The sequence below is a fragment of the Pararhizobium antarcticum genome, from assembly GCF_001885585.1.
GTDB classification, from domain to species: domain Bacteria; phylum Pseudomonadota; class Alphaproteobacteria; order Rhizobiales; family Rhizobiaceae; genus Pararhizobium; species Pararhizobium antarcticum.
The window spans coordinates 1-18,047 of the sequence record NZ_LSRP01000074.1 but is presented as its reverse complement, the minus strand read 5'-3'; the positions used below and the strand labels follow the sequence as shown (position 1 = coordinate 18,047).

Sequence of the window (18,047 nt, the reverse complement as noted above, 5' to 3'; positions counted from 1 at the left end):
TACGTTTTTTCGACAATCATTGGGAAGGTCCTATGAAACACGGATCCATAACAGTTCGCGCCGCCTGGGATGACGAGGCCAATGTCTGGGTCGCATCAAGTTCGGATATCGGCGGATTGGCGCTTGAAGCGGCTACGATGGAGCAACTTGAGCCGAAGATCTTGGCTGCCATCGCCGATCTGCTCGAACTGAACGAGATTTCATCCGACCTGAAGGAGATTCCGGTTCACATCATGTCGGAACATCTCGCCCGTGTCCCCAATCCGCATTTCTGATCATCGATGGCAAGCTATCTGAGGGAACTCAAGGAGTTGTTGACGAAGGCGGGCTGCTACTATGTCAGATCCGGAAAAGGCGATCACGAGATCTGGTTCAGCCCGATCGCAAAGCGTCACTTCACTGTCGATCACGGCATGAAGTCGCGGCACACCGCCAATGAAACACTCAAACAGGCCGGTCTCCCGAAAGCATTTTAAATGTTCGAGCCGTTTCAGCGACCTATGAATGTTGGATGGCAGGTCAGATAAACCGGGTACCGACCCACGACCATCCCAGCCCGTCAGATCCGTTCCAGCACATCCACGAAGGCATCGGCGAAATTTGCAAGGCCGGCCGTGGCCTCACTGGGCCGTTCGATGCGGATGGTTGCGCCATCGCGTTCGAGGCAGGCAAAGATCGTCGTCATCGCGCTGCCGCCGCCCTCGCGCAGGCGCAACACGGCGATCCGGTCGCAATTGGCGATCAGGCCGGATGCCGGCAGTTCGAACAGGAATGCCCCGCCAATGCCCGCAACGGCAGCGCGCATATGCGCCGAAAAGCCCGCAGCGCCGGCCGTGAAGCCGTCCAGCGACAGTTCGAGTTCGATGAGTTCCATCGGCAGGCCGGGTTCGGCCGTCGTGATGGCGGGCTGCGCGGTGCCTGCCTGAGTGCCTGCCTGAGTGGCTGAAGGGGTGCCAGAGGGGGTGGTCGCGTCGAATGACAGCATGATCGAACTCCTTGCGCGCTGCACGTCGTCTCCGACATGCGCTCCGCGATCCTGACAAGACATGCGCCGGTTGGCCGACAGCATGGGTGATAACCCCCGTTTGTCACACTTGCTGAACGAGAATGGCGAATTTGCGGCGTCGCGCAGCGTCCGAGGATCGGGCGTCGCATGCGTTTGCCTGTTCCCTCGCTCTGTTTTCCGCTTTAAACACAAGACAGCCAGCGCGTGAGAAGGGACTGATTCCGGTTCATGATGATCAAGTACGAGCGCCCGATCTCGCAGACGGCCGTCTGGGCAAGGCACCTTGCCCGTTTCTCCTTCGGCTTTTTGGCCGTGGCCCTGCTCGCCCACCGCTTCGGTCCGTTGACGACGCCGCATTTTCTGGCGCTGTGCGCGGTATCCGCCGGTCTGGCGCTCTTGGCCGTCGCGCTTGCCATTATCGGTTTCGTCCGGCTCTGGCAGGTTGCGGCCGTCGGCGGCATCGCCGCCTTCATGGCGCTGGTCTATGCGGCCGGGCCGCTCGGTTTTGCCGGCGTCGAACTCGCCGCCTATTTTTCCCGTCCCGCCATCTATGACGTCACCACCGACACGCAGGCGCCCCCCTCCTGGATCATCCCGCCGGATGCCGCGCAGGGCTGGCTGCGGCGTGCAGCAGAGGTGACAGTCGAAGATCGCGCCGCGCAGCGGGCCGCCTATCCGGGCCTCACGGGGCGGCGCTATGACGGCGCGCTCGACCGCGTCTATCAGGGCGTGCGCAATGTCATCGATAAGACCGGTGTGGCGATCGCCGCCGAAGAAGGGGTCGAAAACACCAGAGCGGACCTCGAGGACATGGTCGTCAAGCCGGAAACCGGACCCGTCGACAGCGAACCGGACAGCGTCCCCATTCCCCTGTCGCGACCGGATATGATCGTGCCGGGCGACAGGCCGCCGGGCCGGCGTCAAAGCGATGTTCTGCTGCAGGGTGAGTGGCGCACGCTGATCATCGGCCTGCGCTTCGATGTGCTGATCCGGCTGCGGGAAGAGGCGGAAACCACGCTTGTCGACCTGCGCGTCGCCTCCCGCTACGGCCCCCATGATCTCGGCCAGGGTGCCGCCTACGCCGACAGTTTTCTGAAAAGCCTGGACGCCGAACTTCTGGGCATTGCCGGAGGATAGGGCGCAATCGCTCGTCAGGACGCAGACAGTCTCTCGCCCCCGTGCGTCTGCCTTTTGAGACCCGCCAAGTTACGCATGCGGTTGCGCGAGACGCGCCTGGATCCAGACGACAAAGGCACGTGCGGCGGCTGAAAGCTGGTCAAAATCGCGGGCAACGAGCCAATAGGCGCCATTGTCGATCGCCGGACCGGGCGCCTGTTTCAAGCGTCCCGCTTGGATTTCTTCATGCGCAAGGAGCGGATCGGCAAGCATGACGCCATGTCCCCGCAGCGCCGCCTGCAGGACAAGGCCACCATCTGCGAATATTGGCCCGCGTCCCATGCCGGCCTCGACCGCCAGGCCTGCTGCTCCAAACCAGCGTTCCCAGCAATCACGATCGTCTTCATGCAACAGCGTTTGCGATACAAGATCGCGCGGCGAGGTAATCGCCGCTGCCGTTTCGAGCATGGGCGCCAGAACCGGCGCGATCTTGGTCGCAAGGAGGCATTTCGCCTGGGTGCGCGGCCAGGATGTGGCGTTGAGGCTGTAGCGTATTGCCAATTCCGCGTCCTGCGTCCGGAACTCGATCAACCGGGCGTCGGATTCGACAGAGACGTCGATACCCGCGTGCAGCTTTCTGAACTCGGCCAGATGCGGAACGAGCCAACAGGCGGCAAAGCCGGGTTCGGCGTTGACGGTCAGCAGGGGTTCAATCTCCCTGCCACGGATTTCGTCCAGACGGGTGTCGATCCGGTCGAAGGCCTGCGTCAGCGTCTCCAGCAGGTCAATACCATGGGCTGTGAGGGTGACGCGGCGGGCGTGGCGGTTGAAGAGCGGTTTTCCGAGCAGCCTTTCGAGGTCGCGCACCTGTCGGCTGATTGCCGCTTGCGACACGAACAGTTCTTCTGCGGCCAGGGTGAAGCTCAACAGGCGACCGGCGGACTCGAAGCTGCGCAGCGCCGTCAAAGGCAAACGTCCGCGTTTCATGGATAACCTCAACTTATGACGAGACGACGATAAGCTCGTTTGTGCGAAGGCGGCAAGAGGTGCCAACTGTTCTTACGAAAGACCGCACCGAAGGATATGATCACCATGAAGTCGCTCCTCATTCTGATGATGGACGTGATGCTGTTGTTGACCTTTCAGTACCGAAGTGTCGGCAGGCGCGATCCTTGCAGCCGCGGAGACAACCGCATCTGGATGCGTGAACGGCCACCACCCAGATATTGACGCATGGATATGAAGGCGGTCTTCGTTCATCCCAGAAACCGGCTTGTGTGCTCGGCGGTCGGCACGTAGCAGCGGTCGCGTCGCCCTGCGATGCGGTAGCGGTTGCGCGCCACAAGGTCATAGAGCGCATCGCGGAGCCGTCGCGGCAGGATGCGCAGGGCAGGGGACAGTTTGAAGGGATAACCGAGCCCTGCCGCCATGCGGATCGCCCCCTCCGACTTGAAGAAGGCGCAGCCGTGCTCGATCAGGATGTTGGTCTCATAGTTTCGCGTCTCCAGCCCGTAATGGCGATAGAGGGCTTCGCCAAGCGGTGACTGCGCGGTCAGAAACCGGAAGCGCCCGGCACGATCATGGCGCAGCACGACATTCACCCAGCCCGAGCAGACGAGGCATTCGCCGTCGAAGACGAGAATGGCGTGGCTGTCGTCGAAGGGCGGAACGGCGGGGTCGTCGCGGTAGCTGTAGGCGCCGCGCAGGCCCGTCATGTGGCGCCGCCCGGTGCCATCCGGTATTGCCCCATCAGCGCTGGCGGTCCGTCGGTTTCCACCTGCCCGCGCTCGACGAGGTCTTCGAGATGCGCCAGAACCGAAAGGGCGGCTGCGCCATGCAGGCGGATATCCGTCGAGGCATAGATGGTCCGGACCATGTCCGGGATTGCCGTATCGCCGGCCCGCACCCGCTCCAGCACCGCACGCTCGCGCATGCGGCGATGGGTGCGCAGTCCGCGCAGGAAGGCGGCGGGTTCCTTTACCGGCCCGCCATGGCCGGGCAGATAGAGCCGGTCGTCGCGCGACAAAAGTGCCTCCAGCGAAGCCATGTAATCGGCCATCGCCCCATCCGGCGGCGCAACAATGCTGGTTGCCCAGGCCATCACGTGATCGGCGGAAAATACCGTGCCGGTGCCCTCCAGCGCAAAGGCCGCATGGTTGGCGGTGTGGCCGGGCGTCATCAGGGCCGTTAGCGCCCAGCCGTCGCCCTCGATCGTTTCACCGTCTGACAGCCTCCGGTCGGGCACAAAATCCATGTCGGCGCTTTCGGCAAAGGGGTTGATCTCGCCCGCATGCAGCGGCCGCGACGCCCGGTGCGCCCCTTCGGCCACCACCAGCGCGCCCGTTGCCGCCTTCAGCCGGCGCGAAAGCGGCGAGTGGTCGCGATGCGTGTGGCTGACGGCGATATGGGTGACCGTGCGGCCGGCAAGGGCTGCCATCAGCGCCTGGAAATGCGCCTCGTCTTCAGGCCCCGGATCGATCACGCAGACGGAGCGATCGCCGACGATGTAGCTGTTGGTGCCGTGGAAGGTGAAGGGGCCGGGATTGTTGACGGTGATGCGCTGAACATTGGGCGCGACAGCCACCGCCTGCCCGTGTGCCGGCTTGAAATCCACGTCGAAATCCGGACCGTCCATGCGTTTGCGGCGTCCCTTCACTTGTACTCGACTTCAATGAAGGACATGAATTCCGGGCCGGCATTGACGACATTGTGCTCGACGCCGGCCTCGCGCCGATAGGCTGCGCCCGCTGCCATATCGACCCGCCGCTCGCCATCGGGCTCCTCCAGCAGGAACTGGCAATCCGTCATCGGCACGACGACATAGCCCATGCCATGCACGTGATGGCCAGTGTCAGCGCCGGGCTCGAAATCCCAGCGGGTAATGCGCACCACGGCATCGTCCAGGAGAACGGTTGGTTTGGCAGGCGGGCGGGCGCGATACTGGCTCATGGGGCTCTCCGGTTTCCGAAGCGACCGTAACGCAGAAAGCTGCCGACCGGAATGGGGCTCCACGATCGGCCCCGCGTTCTTTCAACACCGTGGGCGAAGAGCGCAAAGCCTCGCGGCGAGCGGCTTCATCAAGCCGCTCCTCTCAGTTTGTGTTCGCGTTGGCGATCCGGCGTGAGGCATTGTCGAGGGCGTTGCTGCTCTGGACGCCGTCCTGCTTCAAACCTCTCGCGGTATTGCCGCAACCGGACAGGGCGAAGAGCGAAAGGCAGGCGGCAGCGACGACGAACATCTTCATGAGAGACTCTCCTTGGCAACAATCCTTCGAACATGTGCCCGGCCGCGACTGTATCAATATCCGCGTCTAAAAAAACCGCTGGTTTGTCGCGCAGACGGTTGCCCCGGTGCTTCGCGAAAACAATTGCCCGTGGAAACCTGCCCGCAGGGCGATGCTAATATGGCGACCGGCACCCCCTGTTTGCCCGGTCTACAAAACATCTGAGGAAATTCGCGCAAGGACCAACTTAACCGTTGTCGCTCGCGGCGAGCTTTGCTAAACCGCTCTTGATTTGGCCCGGTGCTCTGCAGCGCGCCAAGCGTTGGGGCGTAGCCAAGCGGTAAGGCACTGGTTTTTGGTACCGGCACCCCTGGTTCGAATCCAGGCGCCCCAGCCACGCACGCATTTTCAAGCCAGGAATCCAAATTTCCAGCTCTTTCGCTTTCACGATGGAAGGGATGGGCCTTGGTCTTTGTAGGAGAAGTGGTGCAACGTTGCGATCCTCCATCCCCTTGACTTGCGCATTTTTCACCCCGATAGGGTCAAGCCGAAAAATCTGGCAAGCGCCCGTCCAATAACTTCAGGAGTGCAAGAGTGAGCGACCCGACCGTAGAAGATGCAACAAACCGGATTTATGATTCGATTCACGCTGACAATGCCGACATCGACACGCATATCGCGACGCTCAAGGCGGCTTTGGCGCGGGCAGGTTTGAAAGAGGCCGTATTCGATCCGGCGAGGCTGGTGCACAGCAACCGGTCCGGCCGGAAGCTCATGCAGGCCTATTTTCGGCAGCGTGGTGTGACCGTCAAGTTCACGGCCTGAGGTCTGTTGCGGCAGCAAGAGAGGTAGACGTGGTAGATTTCGGCCTCCTGCGGAGGTTTTGCACGGTTACCGTTTGCGCCCCCGGCCGGAACCGGACGCATCCCGTGAGGGCTTGGCCGAGTCGGAAAAGCCGGGATGTTTGCCTTTGACCCAGGCCACGAATGTCTGCATGGCAGGGTCCTCGAGAATGGCCTCGATCGTCGAGAATTTCTTGGCGAGTTGGGCATCCGTAAATGTCGCATGGATCTGGTCGTGGCAGATCCGGTGCAGGCAAACGGTTTTCTTGCCCCCCTTGCTCTTCGGCACCAGATGATGGGCGTCCTGTTGATCATCCGGGATCACGCGTGCGCAGACCGGGCACAGCACGGGCTCAGGGTCCGTTTCCGTATCCCATGAAGACGCGTCGTCTCTGTTCTTGCGGGCCATAGGTCCTCGGTCGATCTTTTCACGCTGTGCCGGACGGGCATGGAAACCATTCGATCAATCCGGTCTTTCCGACTGATACCGGGTCTTTCGACCGGGAGCAATGCGGTCCCCGATCGCACTTTGCCCGGCGCGCCCAAATCCATCCTGCAGGCCGGATGTTTGAGCGCGCGCTAACGCCCGCATGCGATCCCCCGGCCGCCATGGACGTTTGTCGCGCCTGTCCTAGATACCTGGCTTGAGACTGGCCTTGCCATGCGATCCATGCAGAAATAGTTTGCCTCTGCGGCGACGGGTGATCAAACGGCTGGCGCTGCCGGGCGAAAGCGTCGCATCTGCTTGTACCGCACGGCGCTGCATGCCATGAGGACAATTTTCCAGGAGACTGGCTTATGACCAGAGCCAAATTGGCCGGACGATCCCAAAGACCGGGATTAGCAGGACCGGGATTAGCGGGACCGGGATCACAAAGACCGGGATCACCCGGACTGACGCCATCAGTCGGGCTGGGGCTGTTCCTGGCATCCCTTCTTTTCAGTGTGCCTGCCAATGCGACGCCTGTTCTCGTTGTCGATGCCGCAAGTCGCCAGGTGCTCTATCAGGAAGAGGCTGGCGTGCCCTGGTATCCGGCCTCGACGACAAAGCTGATGACGGCGCTCGTGGTGTTCGAAGCGCTGCGCTCCGGTGACGTCACCCTGAATACGCCGGTCATGATGACGCGCAACGCGACGAAACAGGCTTTCCTGGAATCAGGGCTCACCTTCGGGCGGACCATGACCCTTGAAGATGCGCTGTTTGCCGCGCTCACCGCCTCGGCCAATGACGTGGCGGTGGCGCTTGCCGAAGCGGTGGCCTCCGATGAAGCGAGCTTCGTTCAGCGCATGAACACGGCGGCAGCGCGTCTCGGCATGACGGCCACGCATTTTTCCAGTCCGAACGGCCTGTTCGACAAGACCACTGTCTCGACCGCGCGCGACCTCGCCATCCTCGGGCTTGAAGTGGACCGCCTGTTCCCGGAGTATCGCCGCTTCTTCCAGGCATCCGCCGTCACCATCGACGGCAAGCCGATCAAGTCCAACAATGCGTTGCTCACCCGTTTCAGCGGAACGATCGGCATGAAGACCGGTTTCCTCTGTGCCTCCGGGCGCAATTATGTCGGCCTTGCCACGCGCAATGGCAAACGTGTGATGGTCGTGCTTCTCGGCGCCACCACGGAGCGCGAACGCAATGAACGCGCCGCGCAATATCTGACCCAGGCCTTCGACGGCAGGCTGCCTGCAGCAGGTCCTGTGGACGCTGTGCAAAATCGCCCGGATGTGGCACCGCAGGACATGCGCGTCCGCCTCTGCACGGACCAGAGCGCCGCCTATGAGGCGAGCCGCGACGCGCTTTACCCGATGGGCCTGCCGGGCCATGAAACCTACCTGCGCGATACGCTGCCCGAAGCGGTCCACGCCATCCGGACCTGGCCCGATGACAATGCCGTTGACGTGCCCGTCCCCCGCCAGCGTCCCTCCTGATCGAAACAACTGCCGGCTTTCCGGTCACGACAGGCGGTGATCGCCGGGCGCCATGCCTGTATGGTTGCGAAATGATTCTCAGGCTTGATGCGCAATCTCATGGAAACATCCCTTTATCTGCCCGTAAAATCCTTTCTCGAGACGGCAGGCTATGTCGTCAAAGGCGAAGTCGGCGGCTGCGATCTTGTCGGCCTCAGTGACGGCGATCCGCCGGTGGTCGTGATCTGCGAACTGAAACTGAGCTTCAACCTGGAGCTCATCCTGCAGGCCGTCGACAGGGCCGCCCTTGCCGATGAAGTCTGGATCGCCGCGAAAGTCTCGGCCAAGGGCAGGGGACGGGAAGCCGACAAACGCTACCGCGACCTTTGCCGGCGGCTCGGCATCGGCATGCTCGGCATTTCCGATCGCGGCGAGGTGAGCATTCTTGTCGGCTCCGTGACGCCGATGCCGCGGACCAATCCGAAACGACGCTCGCGGATCCTGCGCGAACACCAGAAAAGGCGCGGTGACCCTGCCCTTGGCGGCAGCACGCGCGTGCCGCTGATGACGGCCTATCGCCAGCAGGCGCTGGGCTGTGCGGCAGCGCTCGCCTGTGGTCCGCTGCGGGTGCGCGATGTCAAAACCACCATGCCGGACGCCGGCAAGCTGCTGCTGTCGAATGTCTATGGCTGGTTTGAGCGGCACGAAAGGGGCGTCTACGGACTGACGGATGCCGGTCGCGAGGCGCTGCAGCGCTGGCCGCAGACGGATGGAATGCCGGGCGAGGGGCCGTGATCCGCAAACTCTGACGTGATTTGCGGCGGGCAGAACCACCGGCCGTCGCCGATGGTCAGTTTGTCCGCAGCCGGTTTCCCTGCTGGGTTGCAGGTGTTCTCGCGCGGCCGAAACCCGGTCCTACTTTGCCTTGTCTGATGTCAGGAATTGCGTGCACCAGTCGGAATTGCTGCCGGCCACGCGGATCGAGCGGATCACATAGTCGGCCGAAACCGTCAGCTGGACCGAGCAGCTCAGATATTCCGTGCGGGCATTGGCGATCTTCTTGCCGCGCTTGCCGTCCGATGTCTTGGCATATTCGGCCGGTGTGCGGCGCGTCTTGTAGCCGCCCTTCCAGGCGTAGACCGTGGAGCTGCCGCTTTCGACATCCGATATCGGCGGGCCGAACTTGGCGAAAAAGATGCCGGCCGGCTGGCCGTTCCAGCGGGCTTCGACGGCGTTTGTCGCCGGTCCCACGGTGGTGCATCCGGCAAGTGCCAGCGCAAGGCCGGCTACGGTCATCAGGCGGAAATTCATGTCGTCATCCCCAAGGGTTTTCGTTCTAAAACAGCGCCGGCGCAAAAACGCGCAACGCGCACGTTTTCAGGGCTTCCGGTCCTGCGTCTAGCGCTAAATGCGGCGAAAGAAAATCGGCTGTCTGACTTATAGCGCGATAATTTGGCAAGCGTTGCCGAAAGACCCCGGCAGGGGGCATGCACTGCAACCTTCACGCCACCAACGTTGCCCCGCTTGACGCGCCGGGTGTACAGATCCGAGCCAGTCCCCGCCAGACATCCTCGCCTGTGCCGGGTCTTGCAGCGGCCGGCCTCGGCGAAGCGTCGGTTTACCCTGCGAAAGCGATTTCACCCGCGAAAACAGGGGTTTCCGCAAGCGGATCCAGGCGCTGCGGCAAGTTTTCAAGACAGCCGTCCGGTTTTTGTCGTTTGCCGCTTGTGGAAAGGAAAATGCTGTTCTATAGAGGCGCCGCTGGTCACGGAGTGTAGCGCAGCCTGGTAGCGCACGTCGTTCGGGACGACGGGGTCGGAGGTTCGAATCCTCTCACTCCGACCAGCTTGATCCCCGAAAATTTTCTTAGATCCATCCCCGTGTGGCTGCTTTTTGCAGGCTTTAACACTGCGCCGAAAACATTGCGTGGCGGATACGGCTGGACCGTTTTCAGACCCGTGTGGTCCCGTGTTTCTGTTTCCCGTGAGCCCCAGCCTTATCTTTCATGCTGGCGAGCAGATCGAGCGCCTCCTCGAAGCTGATCTGCGCCCGGCGCGCCGGGTCGAAGTATTTCGGATAGAGGATATAGGCGGCCGTGAAGATCTCGACGACGCTTCGTCTGGCGGTGCGGCGCGGGCAGGGCTGGCGGTCATCGGTGGCGCCCCAGCCGGCATAGAAGGGCATGCCCAGGCAGGTGACCCGGATGCCCCGGATCAGAGCCTCGAAGCCGGCCAGCGATGTGATCGTGTAGACATGATCGACCGTCTCGAAGGCGTCGGACAGCGACAGGTCGCGGTCGAGAACCATGGCGATGGCGCGCACCTTGTCCGGGTCGGACTGGCCGCGACGGGTGCGGTGCAGCACTTCCGGATGCGGCTTGTAGATGATCTGCGCATCGGGGTTCTCCTTGGCGGCGATCGCCACCAGGTCGTTGTTGTCGATCCGCCGGCTGCACCCCTTGATGATCGAGGCATCACCCTCGACCTGCCCGACGACAAGCACGCGCTTGCGGTGTTTCGGGCCGTAGATCGCGGCAATGTCGACAGTGCCGCCCATATTGTACTTCGACAGGCGGGACAGAATGAGCCTGTCCATGCCGGCCTTGCCCCGCGCAAGAAGCGCCGGATCGGCACTGAAATCATGGTTCTCGATGATCTTTTCCATGTCCGAGGCCATGGTCGCGTCAAAATACATCGACGACGTGTCGAAGCAGAGCGACAGCGGCGGCGCCTTTGTCGCGCCGAGCGCCACCGAGCGCAGGAACCCGTCTTCGATCCGCACGATCGGGATGTTCCAGAACCGGCAGAACGGCTCGATCAGGCGCGGATATTTATAGCCCCAGACATAGATTTTCGACGGCCGCGCGGCGAGCGCCTGCGGCGCGACCAGGGTGAAGAACTGCCAGAGGAAAAACCATCTTTCCCGCCGCACGACATCTTCGCCGGAAAGCCAGTAGCCGACGTGGTCCTTCCAGGGCCGCAGACCCATGACATGGGCCCTTGGCCGCGAAAGCAGTGTAGGGCGCACGAAGGCAAGCCGCGCATAGAGATAAAGCGCCTTGAAAACCTGGAGCGGATTTGCTGGATTCATCTTGGTTTCCCCGTGCCTGTAACCCGTGTCCAGTGCCGGTAACGCTGCAATGGTGCATCCGATCTCAAGATGGCTGCCACGCAAGGCCTACCGATAATCGAACGGCACAGGCGAGACAAGGGTGGAACGCGCGACAAGGCTGCGGCTTGCCGGTTGAGGGGCGCTCGGCAAGCCCGAAAAGACGGGCCGTTGGCTCCAAATTGCCCGCGAAGCGCTCGACAAAGCAGCCATTCGCGCCTACCGATGCGTTGAAAAAGGAAGTTCATTTGCAGTTCAGACGCCTCATCCTTATCGTCGTCGCGTGTCTTTCGCTCTGGACATGCACCGGCATCGATAGCGCCTTTGCCTGGGGCACGACCGGGCATCGTGTCGTCGCATTGATTGCCGAGCGGCATCTGACGCCGGTGGCACGGGAGGCTGTGTCGATCCTGCTGGATAGCGAGGGAAAGGCGTCGATGGCCGATGTCGCCATGTGGGCCGACGACGTCCGCAGCCTGAAGATACCGGTCCAGCCGCTGCATACCGTGCGCATCCCGCTTGACCACAAACCCTATGATCCAGCGATGGCATGCCCGAAGGACCGCTGTGTGCTGGCCGCGATAGAGGCATCAACTGTAACGCTGGCGGACCCCGAAGCGCCGACTGCGGCGCGCATGGCGGCGCTGAAATATCTGGTGCATTTCATCGGCGACCTGCATCAGCCGCTGCATGCCAGCGCCGATACGGGTGAGGAACGCGTCGTCTCCGAGGCCAGGAAGCGCAAGCTGCACTGGGTCTGGGATGTCGGCATTATCCGGGCGCAGGACATGAATGCCCATACGCTGGCCGGCCTGATCGACGCCGATCGTCGACTCAAGGTGAGCACTCGAGGCACGCCCGTCGACTGGGCGCTGGAAGGCCGGAACATTGCGCGCGATCAGGTCTTCCCGCCGTTGCGCGGTTGGCGTGTCGATGGCACGGTTCAGTTGCCGGCAACCTACGCCCTGGACAACTGGCCTGTCGTCCGGTTGCGCCTGAAACAGGCTGGCCTGAGACTGGCGCGGCTTCTGAATGAAAATTTCCGATAAATGCGAGCGTGCGGCAAAAGCCGGGATGTTGCCGCTGGCAATCGGGCAGCATTTGCGGCTAAGACAACGCGCATGTCGCCACGCCACGGCTGAACAGGCATCCCTCTAACGGTTCCAGTCTGAACCGGACAAGTCTGAACGAAAAGGCCGAAGATCATGGACAAACCCTGGAGCAAGAGCGTCACGCTCGCCCTCGAAGGACCGGGAAAATATACGACGATCACCAACACCGTCGAGGCATCCTGGGCGATGATCGAGGACTGGCCGCTCGACGATGCCCCGCTGCTGACCCGGGCGCTGGATCTCTGCGCGGCCGTGGCCGAAGGCAAGAAACCGTCCGAAGACGCACGCAAGGCCTTCCTTGCGGCTGCAGCGGAGGCCGAGATCCATGTCCAGGACTAAGCTGCAGCACCATGGGAACATCGCATGAAAAAGATCGACGACCTGATCGCCTCGGTGCAGAGCATCCATGGCCGCTACGCCGCCGGCCGGATGGAGCGCGAGACGGTGCGCGAATGGGTGCTGGGTCTCGGTGGCTATCCATCGCCCTTCGCCGAGGCGCTTGCCATCGCCATGGACTGGTTTCGCGGCAAACATGACCTTGATGCAGAGGATCTCAAGACCCGCGATCTGGCCGTGCTGAAGGCGATTGCCGAGGCAGCGGAGACGTGATCGGCCGGTCTTTGATGATGTAAGATCGTTGTATGCTGGGCTCGATCTTCGCGATCAGTTGAGGTAGTGGAAAATCAGCCTTCGAACAAAAGTTGTCCTGATGAAATTCGACACGCCGACGATCGTGTCTGCAGCCACAAGGCAAATCGTCATTAATCCGCAAACCTCCGTGGACAAGACGTCGTTAGTGATCTTGGAGGCACCGGTCAGGGTTGCTGGCCGCCTCTTTTTCAAAGGTTCTATCGCTGCTTACAGCTATGTGCGTTTTGTTTGCCGGGTCGCAGACCGGACAGAAAGCATTGGGCGCTATTGATCCATCGTTCCTGGAGTTTGTATTGGCGACGGGCAGCACCCAACCGATTGGCTATCGCCACACCCATTTCAGCGGCGAGCAGATGCCTGGATTTCGCCGGAAGAGCAGAAAAAACAGCGGTTTCCGCCGAACAGCGGTAAACCAAAAGCCCGCATCGACAATGACGTGTGGATCGGCACAAATGCGATTGTCCTGTCTGGAACCACCGCCGGCGATGGGGCTATCATCGCTGCCGGCTCCGTGGTTACGAAGAATGTTCCGGCTTACGCAATTGTCGGTGGCGTGCCAGCGAAGGCCATTCGCTACCGCTTTTCAAGCGAGGTGATCCATCGGCTTCACTCTCTGCGGAGATGAAGGACAAGTGGGAATGTCACAAACATTCCATGCGCTACACGTCGGCTGATGATCGCCCGTTTTCCGCCTCAGAACAACTCCGGCCGCCGCTGCCGCAGGGCTTGAATTGCGACGAAGGTTTTCATGCAGCTGATCTGGAAACTGTCAGCCATCTCGGCGAGTTGTGAAAGCGGCAATTCGTGCACTTCTATGTCTTCGTGCTCGGCTGCCAGTCCGCCGCCTTCGGTGACGCGATCGGCTATGCTGTAGGGTGCAAGGTAAATGCTGGAGCGCTCCGTCGAAATACCAGGGGCAGCCCAAAAACTTCCGAGATATTCAAGCGTGGTAACGGCAACGCCGGCTTCCTCGAGTGCTTCGCGACGTGCGCATTCCTCGGCACCTTCCGTTTCGATTACACCGGCCGGAGCCTCATACAGCCGCTCTGTCTCTCCGGCGAAGATCAGTGGTGGACGGACCTGATAGACTAGGATCGCGACCTTGCGTTCCGGGTCGTAGGGCAGGACACTGGCAACCGCTCCGTGATCTTCGATCTGGTAGGTTCGCCGCCGGCCCTGCCGGTCGAGAAGATGCAGGAGGTAACATTTGCTCCAGCCATCATAGAATTTCTCGGCTTTCTCGATCGTGATCAGCGGCATTCGATACTCCGGCAAGGCTCAAACTCCGCGCAATCTAGCCCTTATTGCCCCATACGCAACAAAAAGGGGCCGCAAGCGACCCCTTTTCCCGTTCGACTTTTTCAAGTCCGGATTTTCCCGGATCAGCCGTCGATGCCATCAAAAATTTCGGCGGCGCGGCCGGCGTTGACGCGGCGCAGTTCGATCTCCTCGCGGCGGCTGGCGAAGAGTTCGCTGGCCAGAAGCTGGTCGGCAAGATCGGCCGGCAGCGAGAGGATGACGCGGCTGTCTTCGGTGTGGATGCCCGATAGCGACGAGCGCCGGCCGGTGATCATGCCGCCGGCCACCGTGTTGTTCGTGTCTGGGTCGATCAGGATGAAGGCGCCCGTCGTGCGGTTCTGCTCGTAGCTGTCAAAGATCGCCTGTTCGTCGAAGGCCAGATGCACCTTGCCGATGGCATTCATCGGCAGCGACTGCGCCGGGTTCCACTTGCCGCTCTTGAGATCCAGCTGGCTTGCCGGCTCGACGGTGACGCGCTGGCGGCGCGAGCCGCTCTTCAGCCAGTAGCGCTTGGAAGGCTGGATGCCGTCGGACTGCAGCGCCACGAGATGCGCGTCGAAGGCAAGGCCGGTCTGCGGCTGGCTGTCGATCGAAACGATCATGTCGCCGCGCGACACGTCCACCTGGCGATCAAGCACCAGCGTGATGGCGTCGCCGGCAACGGCTGCGTTGCGCACCAGATCGAAGGTGACGATCTTGGTGACATTGGCGACCATGCCGGACGGCAGGATGATGACGCTGTCGCCTGGCTTGACCGAGCCGCCGGCAACCGTGCCCTGATAGCCGCGGAAACTTTCGCCCGGACGCGAGACGCGCTGCACCGGCAGGCGGAAGCCGACGGTCTGCGACGAGCGCACTGTGGCCAGTTCCAGCACTTCGACCAGCGTCTGGCCGTCATACCAGGGCATCGAGGCCTTGCCGTCATAGACGACGTTTTCGCCCTTCAGCGCCGACACCGGGATTGCGGTGATCTGGCGCACGCCGAGCGACAGCGCCAGTTCGCGGAATTCATGGCTGATCTGGTCGAAGCGGGCACGGTCATAGCCGGTCAGGTCGATCTTGTTGACGGCCAGAACGAACTGCTTGATCCCCATCAGCGAGGCGATCGTGGCGTGGCGGCGGGTCTGTTCGAGCATGCCGACGCGTGCGTCGACCAGCAGGATGGCGAGATCGGCGGTCGATGCGCCGGTTGCCATGTTGCGGGTGTACTGCTCATGGCCGGGCGTGTCGGCAACGATGAAGGAGCGCTTGTCTGTGGCGAAATAGCGATAGGCGACATCGATGGTGATGCCCTGTTCGCGTTCGGCCTGCAGACCATCGAGCAGAAGCGCGAAATCGGGCAGGCCGAGATCGTTCTGCTTGCCACTGTCGCGGTGAAGCGTCGCTGCCTGGTCTTCCTTGACGGCCTTGGTGTCCCAGAGCAGGCGGCCGATCAGCGTCGACTTGCCGTCATCGACGCTGCCGCAGGTGATCAGGCGCAGCGGACGCGTATCGCGTCCGGCATGAACGGGCTCTGCATGCGGCGCTGCGGCGTGGGCGGCCGAGAGAGGGGCTGGCGCGGCGGCAACTGCGGAAACGGTCATCAGAAATATCCTTCGCGTTTTTTCTTTTCCATCGATCCGGACTGGTCGCGGTCGATAGCGCGGCCCTGGCGTTCGGAGACGGTGGCGATTTCAAGCTCGGCGATCACCTCGTCGAGCGTCGTGGCTGTGGAGCGGATACCGCCGGTCAGCGGCCAGCAGCCGAGCGTGCGGAAGCGCAGCATGCCTTCCTGCACCTGTTCGCCGGGCAGCGGTTCGAAGCGCGGATCCTCGGCCCAGACCAGCATGCCGTCGCGATCGACGAACTTGCGCGGCTTGGCGTAATAGAGTGGCACCAGCGGGATATCTTCCGCCTGGATGTAGCGCCAGATATCGACTTCGGTCCAGTTCGACAGCGGGAAGGCGCGCACGCTCTCCCCCTTTCTAATCATGCCGTTATACACGTTCCAGAGTTCCGGGCGCTGGTTGCGCGGGTCCCATTTGTGGTCGGGCGTGCGGAACGAATAGATGCGCTCCTTGGCGCGGCTGGCTTCCTCGTCGCGGCGCGCGCCGCCGAAGGCGGCATCATAGCCGCCTGCATCCAGGGCCTGGCGCAGCGCCTCGGTCTTCATGATGTCGGTGTAAAGCGCCGAGCCATGCGTGAACGGCGTGATGGTTTCGGCCGCACCGCGTGGATTTTTATGCTCGATCAGGTCGAGATCATATTCCTTCATCAGCGCATCGCGAAAGTCGATCATCTCCGGGAATTTCCAGCCCGTATTGACGTGCAAAAGCGGAAACGGCACGCGGCCCGGATAGAAGGCCTTGCGCGCCAGATGCAGGAGGACGGACGAATCCTTGCCGATCGAATAGAGCATGACCGGATTGTCGAACTCGGCTGCGACTTCGCGGAAAATGTGGATCGCTTCGTTTTCCAGCGCCTTTAGATGCGGGTCGAGCGGAATTTTCGTGCTCTGCGGATTGTGCAGTTCCGTTTCCGGATGGATGGGGGACATTTCAGTGCTCCGGGAAAATCAGTGTCAGGGGCGGCGCTGCGCGGTTATCGCGCGATGCTGCTTGCCAGGGGGGTGGCCAGATCGCTGGCCAGGGTGGTGGATTGCGGAAGGGTGGACGAAGCGGCTTCGGGGACGTGCAGGCCGCATTCGCGTTTTTCGTCGTTTTCCCACCACCAGCGGCCGGCGCGTTCCGGTTCGCCGGGCTTGATGGCGCGGGTGCAGGGTTCGCAGCCGATCGAGGGATAGCCGCGCTGGTGCAGTGGATTGACCGGGATCGCTTCCGAGGCGACATGCGCCTGGATCGTCTCGATGCTCCAGTCGGCCAGCGGATTGATCTTGATCAGGTTGCGGTCGGCATCGAATTCCGCAAACGGCGTCTCAGCGCGCGCGCCCGACTGTCCACGGCGAAGACCGGTGATCCAGTAGGTTGCGCCTTCGAGTGCTTTCGCAAGCGGCTTCAGCTTGCGAAAGCCACAACAGGCATGCCGGGCTTCGACGCTGTCGTAAAAGCCGTTCAGGCCGTAGGTGGCGGCATAGGCGTCGATGTCGGTCTGCTCGGGATAGAAGCGCTTGATGAGGATGCCGTAGGTTTCCTCGGTCCTGTCGATCAGCGCCACGGTTTCGTTAAACAGCCGGCCGGTTTCGAGCGTCGAGACCTCGATGCCGAACGGGCCTTTGCCGATCGCTGCCGTGATCACCTGGTCCTCGATGCCGAGGCTGGTGGTGAACACCGCCTTGCCCTCGAGATCAGCGACAAGCGCCAGCCGACCGGTCAGGTCGAGGCCGGCGAGTTGCTGGTTCAGCGTTTCGACAGTGCTTTCAAGAGATAGGGACGTCATTGCGGAATCCTGTCTGGTTGTCGCGGAATATCGCAGCCCAGTGTGACAAAAGACAGAAAAACGGATTTCAATTGCTGCGGGATCAGAGCAAATGTCTCTCACTTCATCAAAAATGGCGGAAAAACTAGTAATTTAGTAGATTACTATGGGCTTTCGAGCCGGGTTCGTCTTTGGTCCGAGCCAGACCTTGCATCGCCTGCCTCTGTCTAACCCGCAAACCGCAACCCGTGACCGCGTCGCCCGCCTGCCCAGGCATCGCCATCAGTATCCGGGGCAGGGGTCATCAAGGCAAGTCGGCCGTTTCCGGCGTCCCCCGATCGAATGTGCTGCTGGAAGCGGAGCTGTCGCTGCCGCACGATCGAAATCTCAGCGGGGGAGATGTTTCGAAATAAATATGATAAAGATAATCA

General features: G+C 61.8%; 24 protein-coding genes and 2 tRNA genes. 13 read left to right on the top strand and 13 right to left on the bottom strand.

All coding sequences use genetic code 11. The features are described from left to right. Positions 1 to 32: 32 nt before the first annotated feature. Positions 33 to 275: a DUF1902 domain-containing protein gene (locus tag AX760_RS07500; RefSeq protein ID WP_071832369.1), complete on the top strand. Its 243-nt coding sequence runs from the start codon at positions 33 to 35 to the stop codon at positions 273 to 275. 6 nt (positions 276 to 281) lie between these two features. Next, entirely contained in the window at positions 282 to 476 is a 195-nt protein-coding gene (locus tag AX760_RS07495; RefSeq protein ID WP_071832368.1) for a type II toxin-antitoxin system HicA family toxin, read from the top strand. An 83-nt stretch (positions 477 to 559) separates the two neighbouring features. Here the strand turns inward: AX760_RS07495 and AX760_RS07490 are convergent, their stop codons facing one another. Then, complete coding sequence (locus AX760_RS07490) at positions 560 to 985, bottom strand: hypothetical protein (protein ID WP_071832451.1); 426 nt, start codon at positions 983 to 985, stop codon at positions 560 to 562. Between the two features lie 249 nt (positions 986 to 1,234). On the opposite strand from AX760_RS07490, the gene AX760_RS07485 reads away from it, so the two are divergent. Beyond that, positions 1,235 to 2,143 carry a DUF1499 domain-containing protein gene (locus tag AX760_RS07485; protein WP_071832367.1) on the top strand — a complete coding sequence of 303 codons (909 nt, stop codon included), beginning with the start codon at positions 1,235 to 1,237 and terminating at the stop codon, positions 2,141 to 2,143. A 69-nt stretch (positions 2,144 to 2,212) separates the two neighbouring features. On the opposite strand, the gene AX760_RS07480 is transcribed toward AX760_RS07485, so the two are convergent. The 5 genes from AX760_RS07480 to AX760_RS07455 all read right to left on the bottom strand — a co-directional run bounded on the left by AX760_RS07480 (position 2,213) and on the right by AX760_RS07455 (position 5,366). Then, complete coding sequence (locus AX760_RS07480) at positions 2,213 to 3,109, bottom strand: LysR substrate-binding domain-containing protein (RefSeq protein ID WP_071832366.1); 897 nt, start codon at positions 3,107 to 3,109, stop codon at positions 2,213 to 2,215. 269 nt (positions 3,110 to 3,378) lie between these two features. Beyond that, positions 3,379 to 3,837, bottom strand: a complete 459-nt coding sequence (locus tag AX760_RS07470; protein WP_071832364.1) for a thiol-disulfide oxidoreductase DCC family protein — start codon at positions 3,835 to 3,837, stop codon at positions 3,379 to 3,381. Continuing rightward, complete coding sequence (locus AX760_RS07465) at positions 3,834 to 4,757, bottom strand: MBL fold metallo-hydrolase (RefSeq protein ID WP_071832363.1); 924 nt, start codon at positions 4,755 to 4,757, stop codon at positions 3,834 to 3,836. Before AX760_RS07465 ends, AX760_RS07470 begins: the two co-directional genes overlap by 4 nt. Before the next feature lie 17 nt (positions 4,758 to 4,774). After that, a complete protein-coding gene (locus tag AX760_RS07460) occupies positions 4,775 to 5,071 on the bottom strand; it encodes a cupin domain-containing protein (RefSeq protein WP_071832362.1) in 297 nt (98 codons plus the stop codon). 142 nt (positions 5,072 to 5,213) lie between these two features. Further along, on the bottom strand, positions 5,214 to 5,366 hold the full coding sequence (locus AX760_RS07455) for an entericidin (protein ID WP_071832361.1): 153 nt from the start codon (positions 5,364 to 5,366) through the stop codon (positions 5,214 to 5,216). 302 nt (positions 5,367 to 5,668) lie between these two features. Here AX760_RS07455 and AX760_RS07450 point away from each other — a divergent pair. Together AX760_RS07450 and AX760_RS07445 are read left to right on the top strand one after the other, a co-directional pair. Continuing rightward, positions 5,669 to 5,742 (top strand) — tRNA-Gln (locus AX760_RS07450). 197 nt (positions 5,743 to 5,939) lie between these two features. Then, positions 5,940 to 6,170, top strand: a complete 231-nt coding sequence (locus AX760_RS07445) for a hypothetical protein (RefSeq protein ID WP_071832360.1) — start codon at positions 5,940 to 5,942, stop codon at positions 6,168 to 6,170. A 66-nt stretch (positions 6,171 to 6,236) separates the two neighbouring features. On the opposite strand, the gene AX760_RS07440 is transcribed toward AX760_RS07445, so the two are convergent. Further along, positions 6,237 to 6,596 (bottom strand): HNH endonuclease, encoded by a 360-nt coding sequence (locus AX760_RS07440; protein WP_071832359.1) that lies wholly within the window; start codon positions 6,594 to 6,596, stop codon positions 6,237 to 6,239. 536 nt (positions 6,597 to 7,132) lie between these two features. Here AX760_RS07440 and AX760_RS07435 point away from each other — a divergent pair. Beyond that, a complete protein-coding gene (locus AX760_RS07435) occupies positions 7,133 to 8,113 on the top strand; it encodes a D-alanyl-D-alanine carboxypeptidase family protein (RefSeq protein WP_245294963.1) in 981 nt (326 codons plus the stop codon). A 99-nt stretch (positions 8,114 to 8,212) separates the two neighbouring features. After that, complete coding sequence (locus AX760_RS07430; protein ID WP_071832449.1) at positions 8,213 to 8,887, top strand: DUF2161 domain-containing phosphodiesterase; 675 nt, start codon at positions 8,213 to 8,215, stop codon at positions 8,885 to 8,887. A gap of 120 nt (positions 8,888 to 9,007) precedes the next feature. On the opposite strand, the gene AX760_RS07425 is transcribed toward AX760_RS07430, so the two are convergent. Continuing rightward, positions 9,008 to 9,403: a hypothetical protein gene (locus AX760_RS07425; RefSeq protein WP_071832358.1), complete on the bottom strand. Its 396-nt coding sequence runs from the start codon at positions 9,401 to 9,403 to the stop codon at positions 9,008 to 9,010. Between the two features lie 457 nt (positions 9,404 to 9,860). Here AX760_RS07425 and AX760_RS07420 point away from each other — a divergent pair. Further along, positions 9,861 to 9,937: transfer RNA gene (locus tag AX760_RS07420), tRNA-Pro, on the top strand. A 105-nt stretch (positions 9,938 to 10,042) separates the two neighbouring features. Here the strand turns inward: AX760_RS07420 and AX760_RS07415 are convergent. After that, positions 10,043 to 11,080 (bottom strand): capsular polysaccharide export protein, LipB/KpsS family, encoded by a 1,038-nt coding sequence (locus AX760_RS07415; protein ID WP_071832448.1) that lies wholly within the window; start codon positions 11,078 to 11,080, stop codon positions 10,043 to 10,045. Between the two features lie 368 nt (positions 11,081 to 11,448). Between AX760_RS07415 and AX760_RS07410 the strand changes: the two genes are divergently transcribed. The 5 genes from AX760_RS07410 (at position 11,449) to AX760_RS28140 (ending at position 13,588) form a co-directional block, all read left to right on the top strand. Next, positions 11,449 to 12,249: a S1/P1 nuclease gene (locus AX760_RS07410; protein WP_071832357.1), complete on the top strand. Its 801-nt coding sequence runs from the start codon at positions 11,449 to 11,451 to the stop codon at positions 12,247 to 12,249. Between the two features lie 156 nt (positions 12,250 to 12,405). Then, the gene (locus tag AX760_RS07405) at positions 12,406 to 12,651 is read left to right on the top strand and encodes a DUF982 domain-containing protein (protein ID WP_071832356.1); all 246 of its coding nucleotides are present in this window, start codon (positions 12,406 to 12,408) and stop codon (positions 12,649 to 12,651) included. 24 nt (positions 12,652 to 12,675) lie between these two features. Beyond that, complete coding sequence (locus tag AX760_RS07400) at positions 12,676 to 12,921, top strand: hypothetical protein (protein ID WP_071832355.1); 246 nt, start codon at positions 12,676 to 12,678, stop codon at positions 12,919 to 12,921. 100 nt (positions 12,922 to 13,021) lie between these two features. Next, complete coding sequence (locus AX760_RS07395) at positions 13,022 to 13,234, top strand: hypothetical protein (RefSeq protein WP_071832354.1); 213 nt, start codon at positions 13,022 to 13,024, stop codon at positions 13,232 to 13,234. A 3-nt stretch (positions 13,235 to 13,237) separates the two neighbouring features. Further along, entirely contained in the window at positions 13,238 to 13,588 is a 351-nt protein-coding gene (locus tag AX760_RS28140; RefSeq protein WP_083531119.1) for a CatB-related O-acetyltransferase, read from the top strand. Positions 13,589 to 13,656: 68 nt separating this feature from the next. Here the strand turns inward: AX760_RS28140 and AX760_RS07385 are convergent, their stop codons facing one another. From AX760_RS07385 to AX760_RS07370, 4 genes are all read right to left on the bottom strand, one after another. Beyond that, a complete protein-coding gene (locus AX760_RS07385; protein ID WP_071832352.1) occupies positions 13,657 to 14,223 on the bottom strand; it encodes an NUDIX domain-containing protein in 567 nt (188 codons plus the stop codon). A 122-nt stretch (positions 14,224 to 14,345) separates the two neighbouring features. Continuing rightward, positions 14,346 to 15,845, bottom strand: coding sequence for a sulfate adenylyltransferase subunit CysN (cysN, locus tag AX760_RS07380; protein ID WP_071832351.1), 1,500 nt, complete (start codon positions 15,843 to 15,845; stop codon positions 14,346 to 14,348). Continuing rightward, entirely contained in the window at positions 15,845 to 16,798 is a 954-nt protein-coding gene (cysD, locus tag AX760_RS07375; RefSeq protein WP_071832350.1) for a sulfate adenylyltransferase subunit CysD, read from the bottom strand. Before cysD ends, cysN begins: the two co-directional genes overlap by 1 nt. 44 nt (positions 16,799 to 16,842) lie before the next feature. Next, positions 16,843 to 17,637, bottom strand: coding sequence for a phosphoadenylyl-sulfate reductase (locus tag AX760_RS07370; RefSeq protein WP_071832349.1), 795 nt, complete (start codon positions 17,635 to 17,637; stop codon positions 16,843 to 16,845). Positions 17,638 to 18,047 lie beyond the last annotated feature (410 nt).

Bases quoted from the DNA above. Each gene is read 5' to 3' on its own strand.
- cysN (WP_071832351.1), bottom strand. From the start codon at position 15,845: ATGACCGTTTCCGCAGTTGCCGCCGCGCCAGCCCCTCTCTCGGCCGCC.
- AX760_RS07370 (WP_071832349.1), bottom strand. From the start codon at position 17,637: ATGACGTCCCTATCTCTTGAAAGCACTGTCGAAACGCTGAACCAGCAA.
- AX760_RS07395 (WP_071832354.1), top strand. From the start codon at position 13,022: ATGAAATTCGACACGCCGACGATCGTGTCTGCAGCCACAAGGCAAATC.
- AX760_RS07400 (WP_071832355.1), top strand. From the start codon at position 12,676: ATGAAAAAGATCGACGACCTGATCGCCTCGGTGCAGAGCATCCATGGC.
- AX760_RS07430 (WP_071832449.1), top strand. From the start codon at position 8,213: ATGGAAACATCCCTTTATCTGCCCGTAAAATCCTTTCTCGAGACGGCA.
- AX760_RS07460 (WP_071832362.1), bottom strand. From the start codon at position 5,071: ATGAGCCAGTATCGCGCCCGCCCGCCTGCCAAACCAACCGTTCTCCTG.
- AX760_RS07440 (WP_071832359.1), bottom strand. From the start codon at position 6,596: ATGGCCCGCAAGAACAGAGACGACGCGTCTTCATGGGATACGGAAACG.
- AX760_RS07495 (WP_071832368.1), top strand. From the start codon at position 282: ATGGCAAGCTATCTGAGGGAACTCAAGGAGTTGTTGACGAAGGCGGGC.
- AX760_RS07455 (WP_071832361.1), bottom strand. From the start codon at position 5,366: ATGAAGATGTTCGTCGTCGCTGCCGCCTGCCTTTCGCTCTTCGCCCTG.
- cysD (WP_071832350.1), bottom strand. From the start codon at position 16,798: ATGTCCCCCATCCATCCGGAAACGGAACTGCACAATCCGCAGAGCACG.
- AX760_RS07405 (WP_071832356.1), top strand. From the start codon at position 12,406: ATGGACAAACCCTGGAGCAAGAGCGTCACGCTCGCCCTCGAAGGACCG.
- AX760_RS07470 (WP_071832364.1), bottom strand. From the start codon at position 3,837: ATGACGGGCCTGCGCGGCGCCTACAGCTACCGCGACGACCCCGCCGTT.
- AX760_RS07500 (WP_071832369.1), top strand. From the start codon at position 33: ATGAAACACGGATCCATAACAGTTCGCGCCGCCTGGGATGACGAGGCC.
- AX760_RS07480 (WP_071832366.1), bottom strand. From the start codon at position 3,109: ATGAAACGCGGACGTTTGCCTTTGACGGCGCTGCGCAGCTTCGAGTCC.
- AX760_RS07385 (WP_071832352.1), bottom strand. From the start codon at position 14,223: ATGCCGCTGATCACGATCGAGAAAGCCGAGAAATTCTATGATGGCTGG.
- AX760_RS07490 (WP_071832451.1), bottom strand. From the start codon at position 985: ATGCTGTCATTCGACGCGACCACCCCCTCTGGCACCCCTTCAGCCACT.
- AX760_RS07485 (WP_071832367.1), top strand. From the start codon at position 1,235: ATGATGATCAAGTACGAGCGCCCGATCTCGCAGACGGCCGTCTGGGCA.
- AX760_RS07465 (WP_071832363.1), bottom strand. From the start codon at position 4,757: ATGGACGGTCCGGATTTCGACGTGGATTTCAAGCCGGCACACGGGCAG.
- AX760_RS07425 (WP_071832358.1), bottom strand. From the start codon at position 9,403: ATGAATTTCCGCCTGATGACCGTAGCCGGCCTTGCGCTGGCACTTGCC.
- AX760_RS07415 (WP_071832448.1), bottom strand. From the start codon at position 11,080: ATGGGTCTGCGGCCCTGGAAGGACCACGTCGGCTACTGGCTTTCCGGC.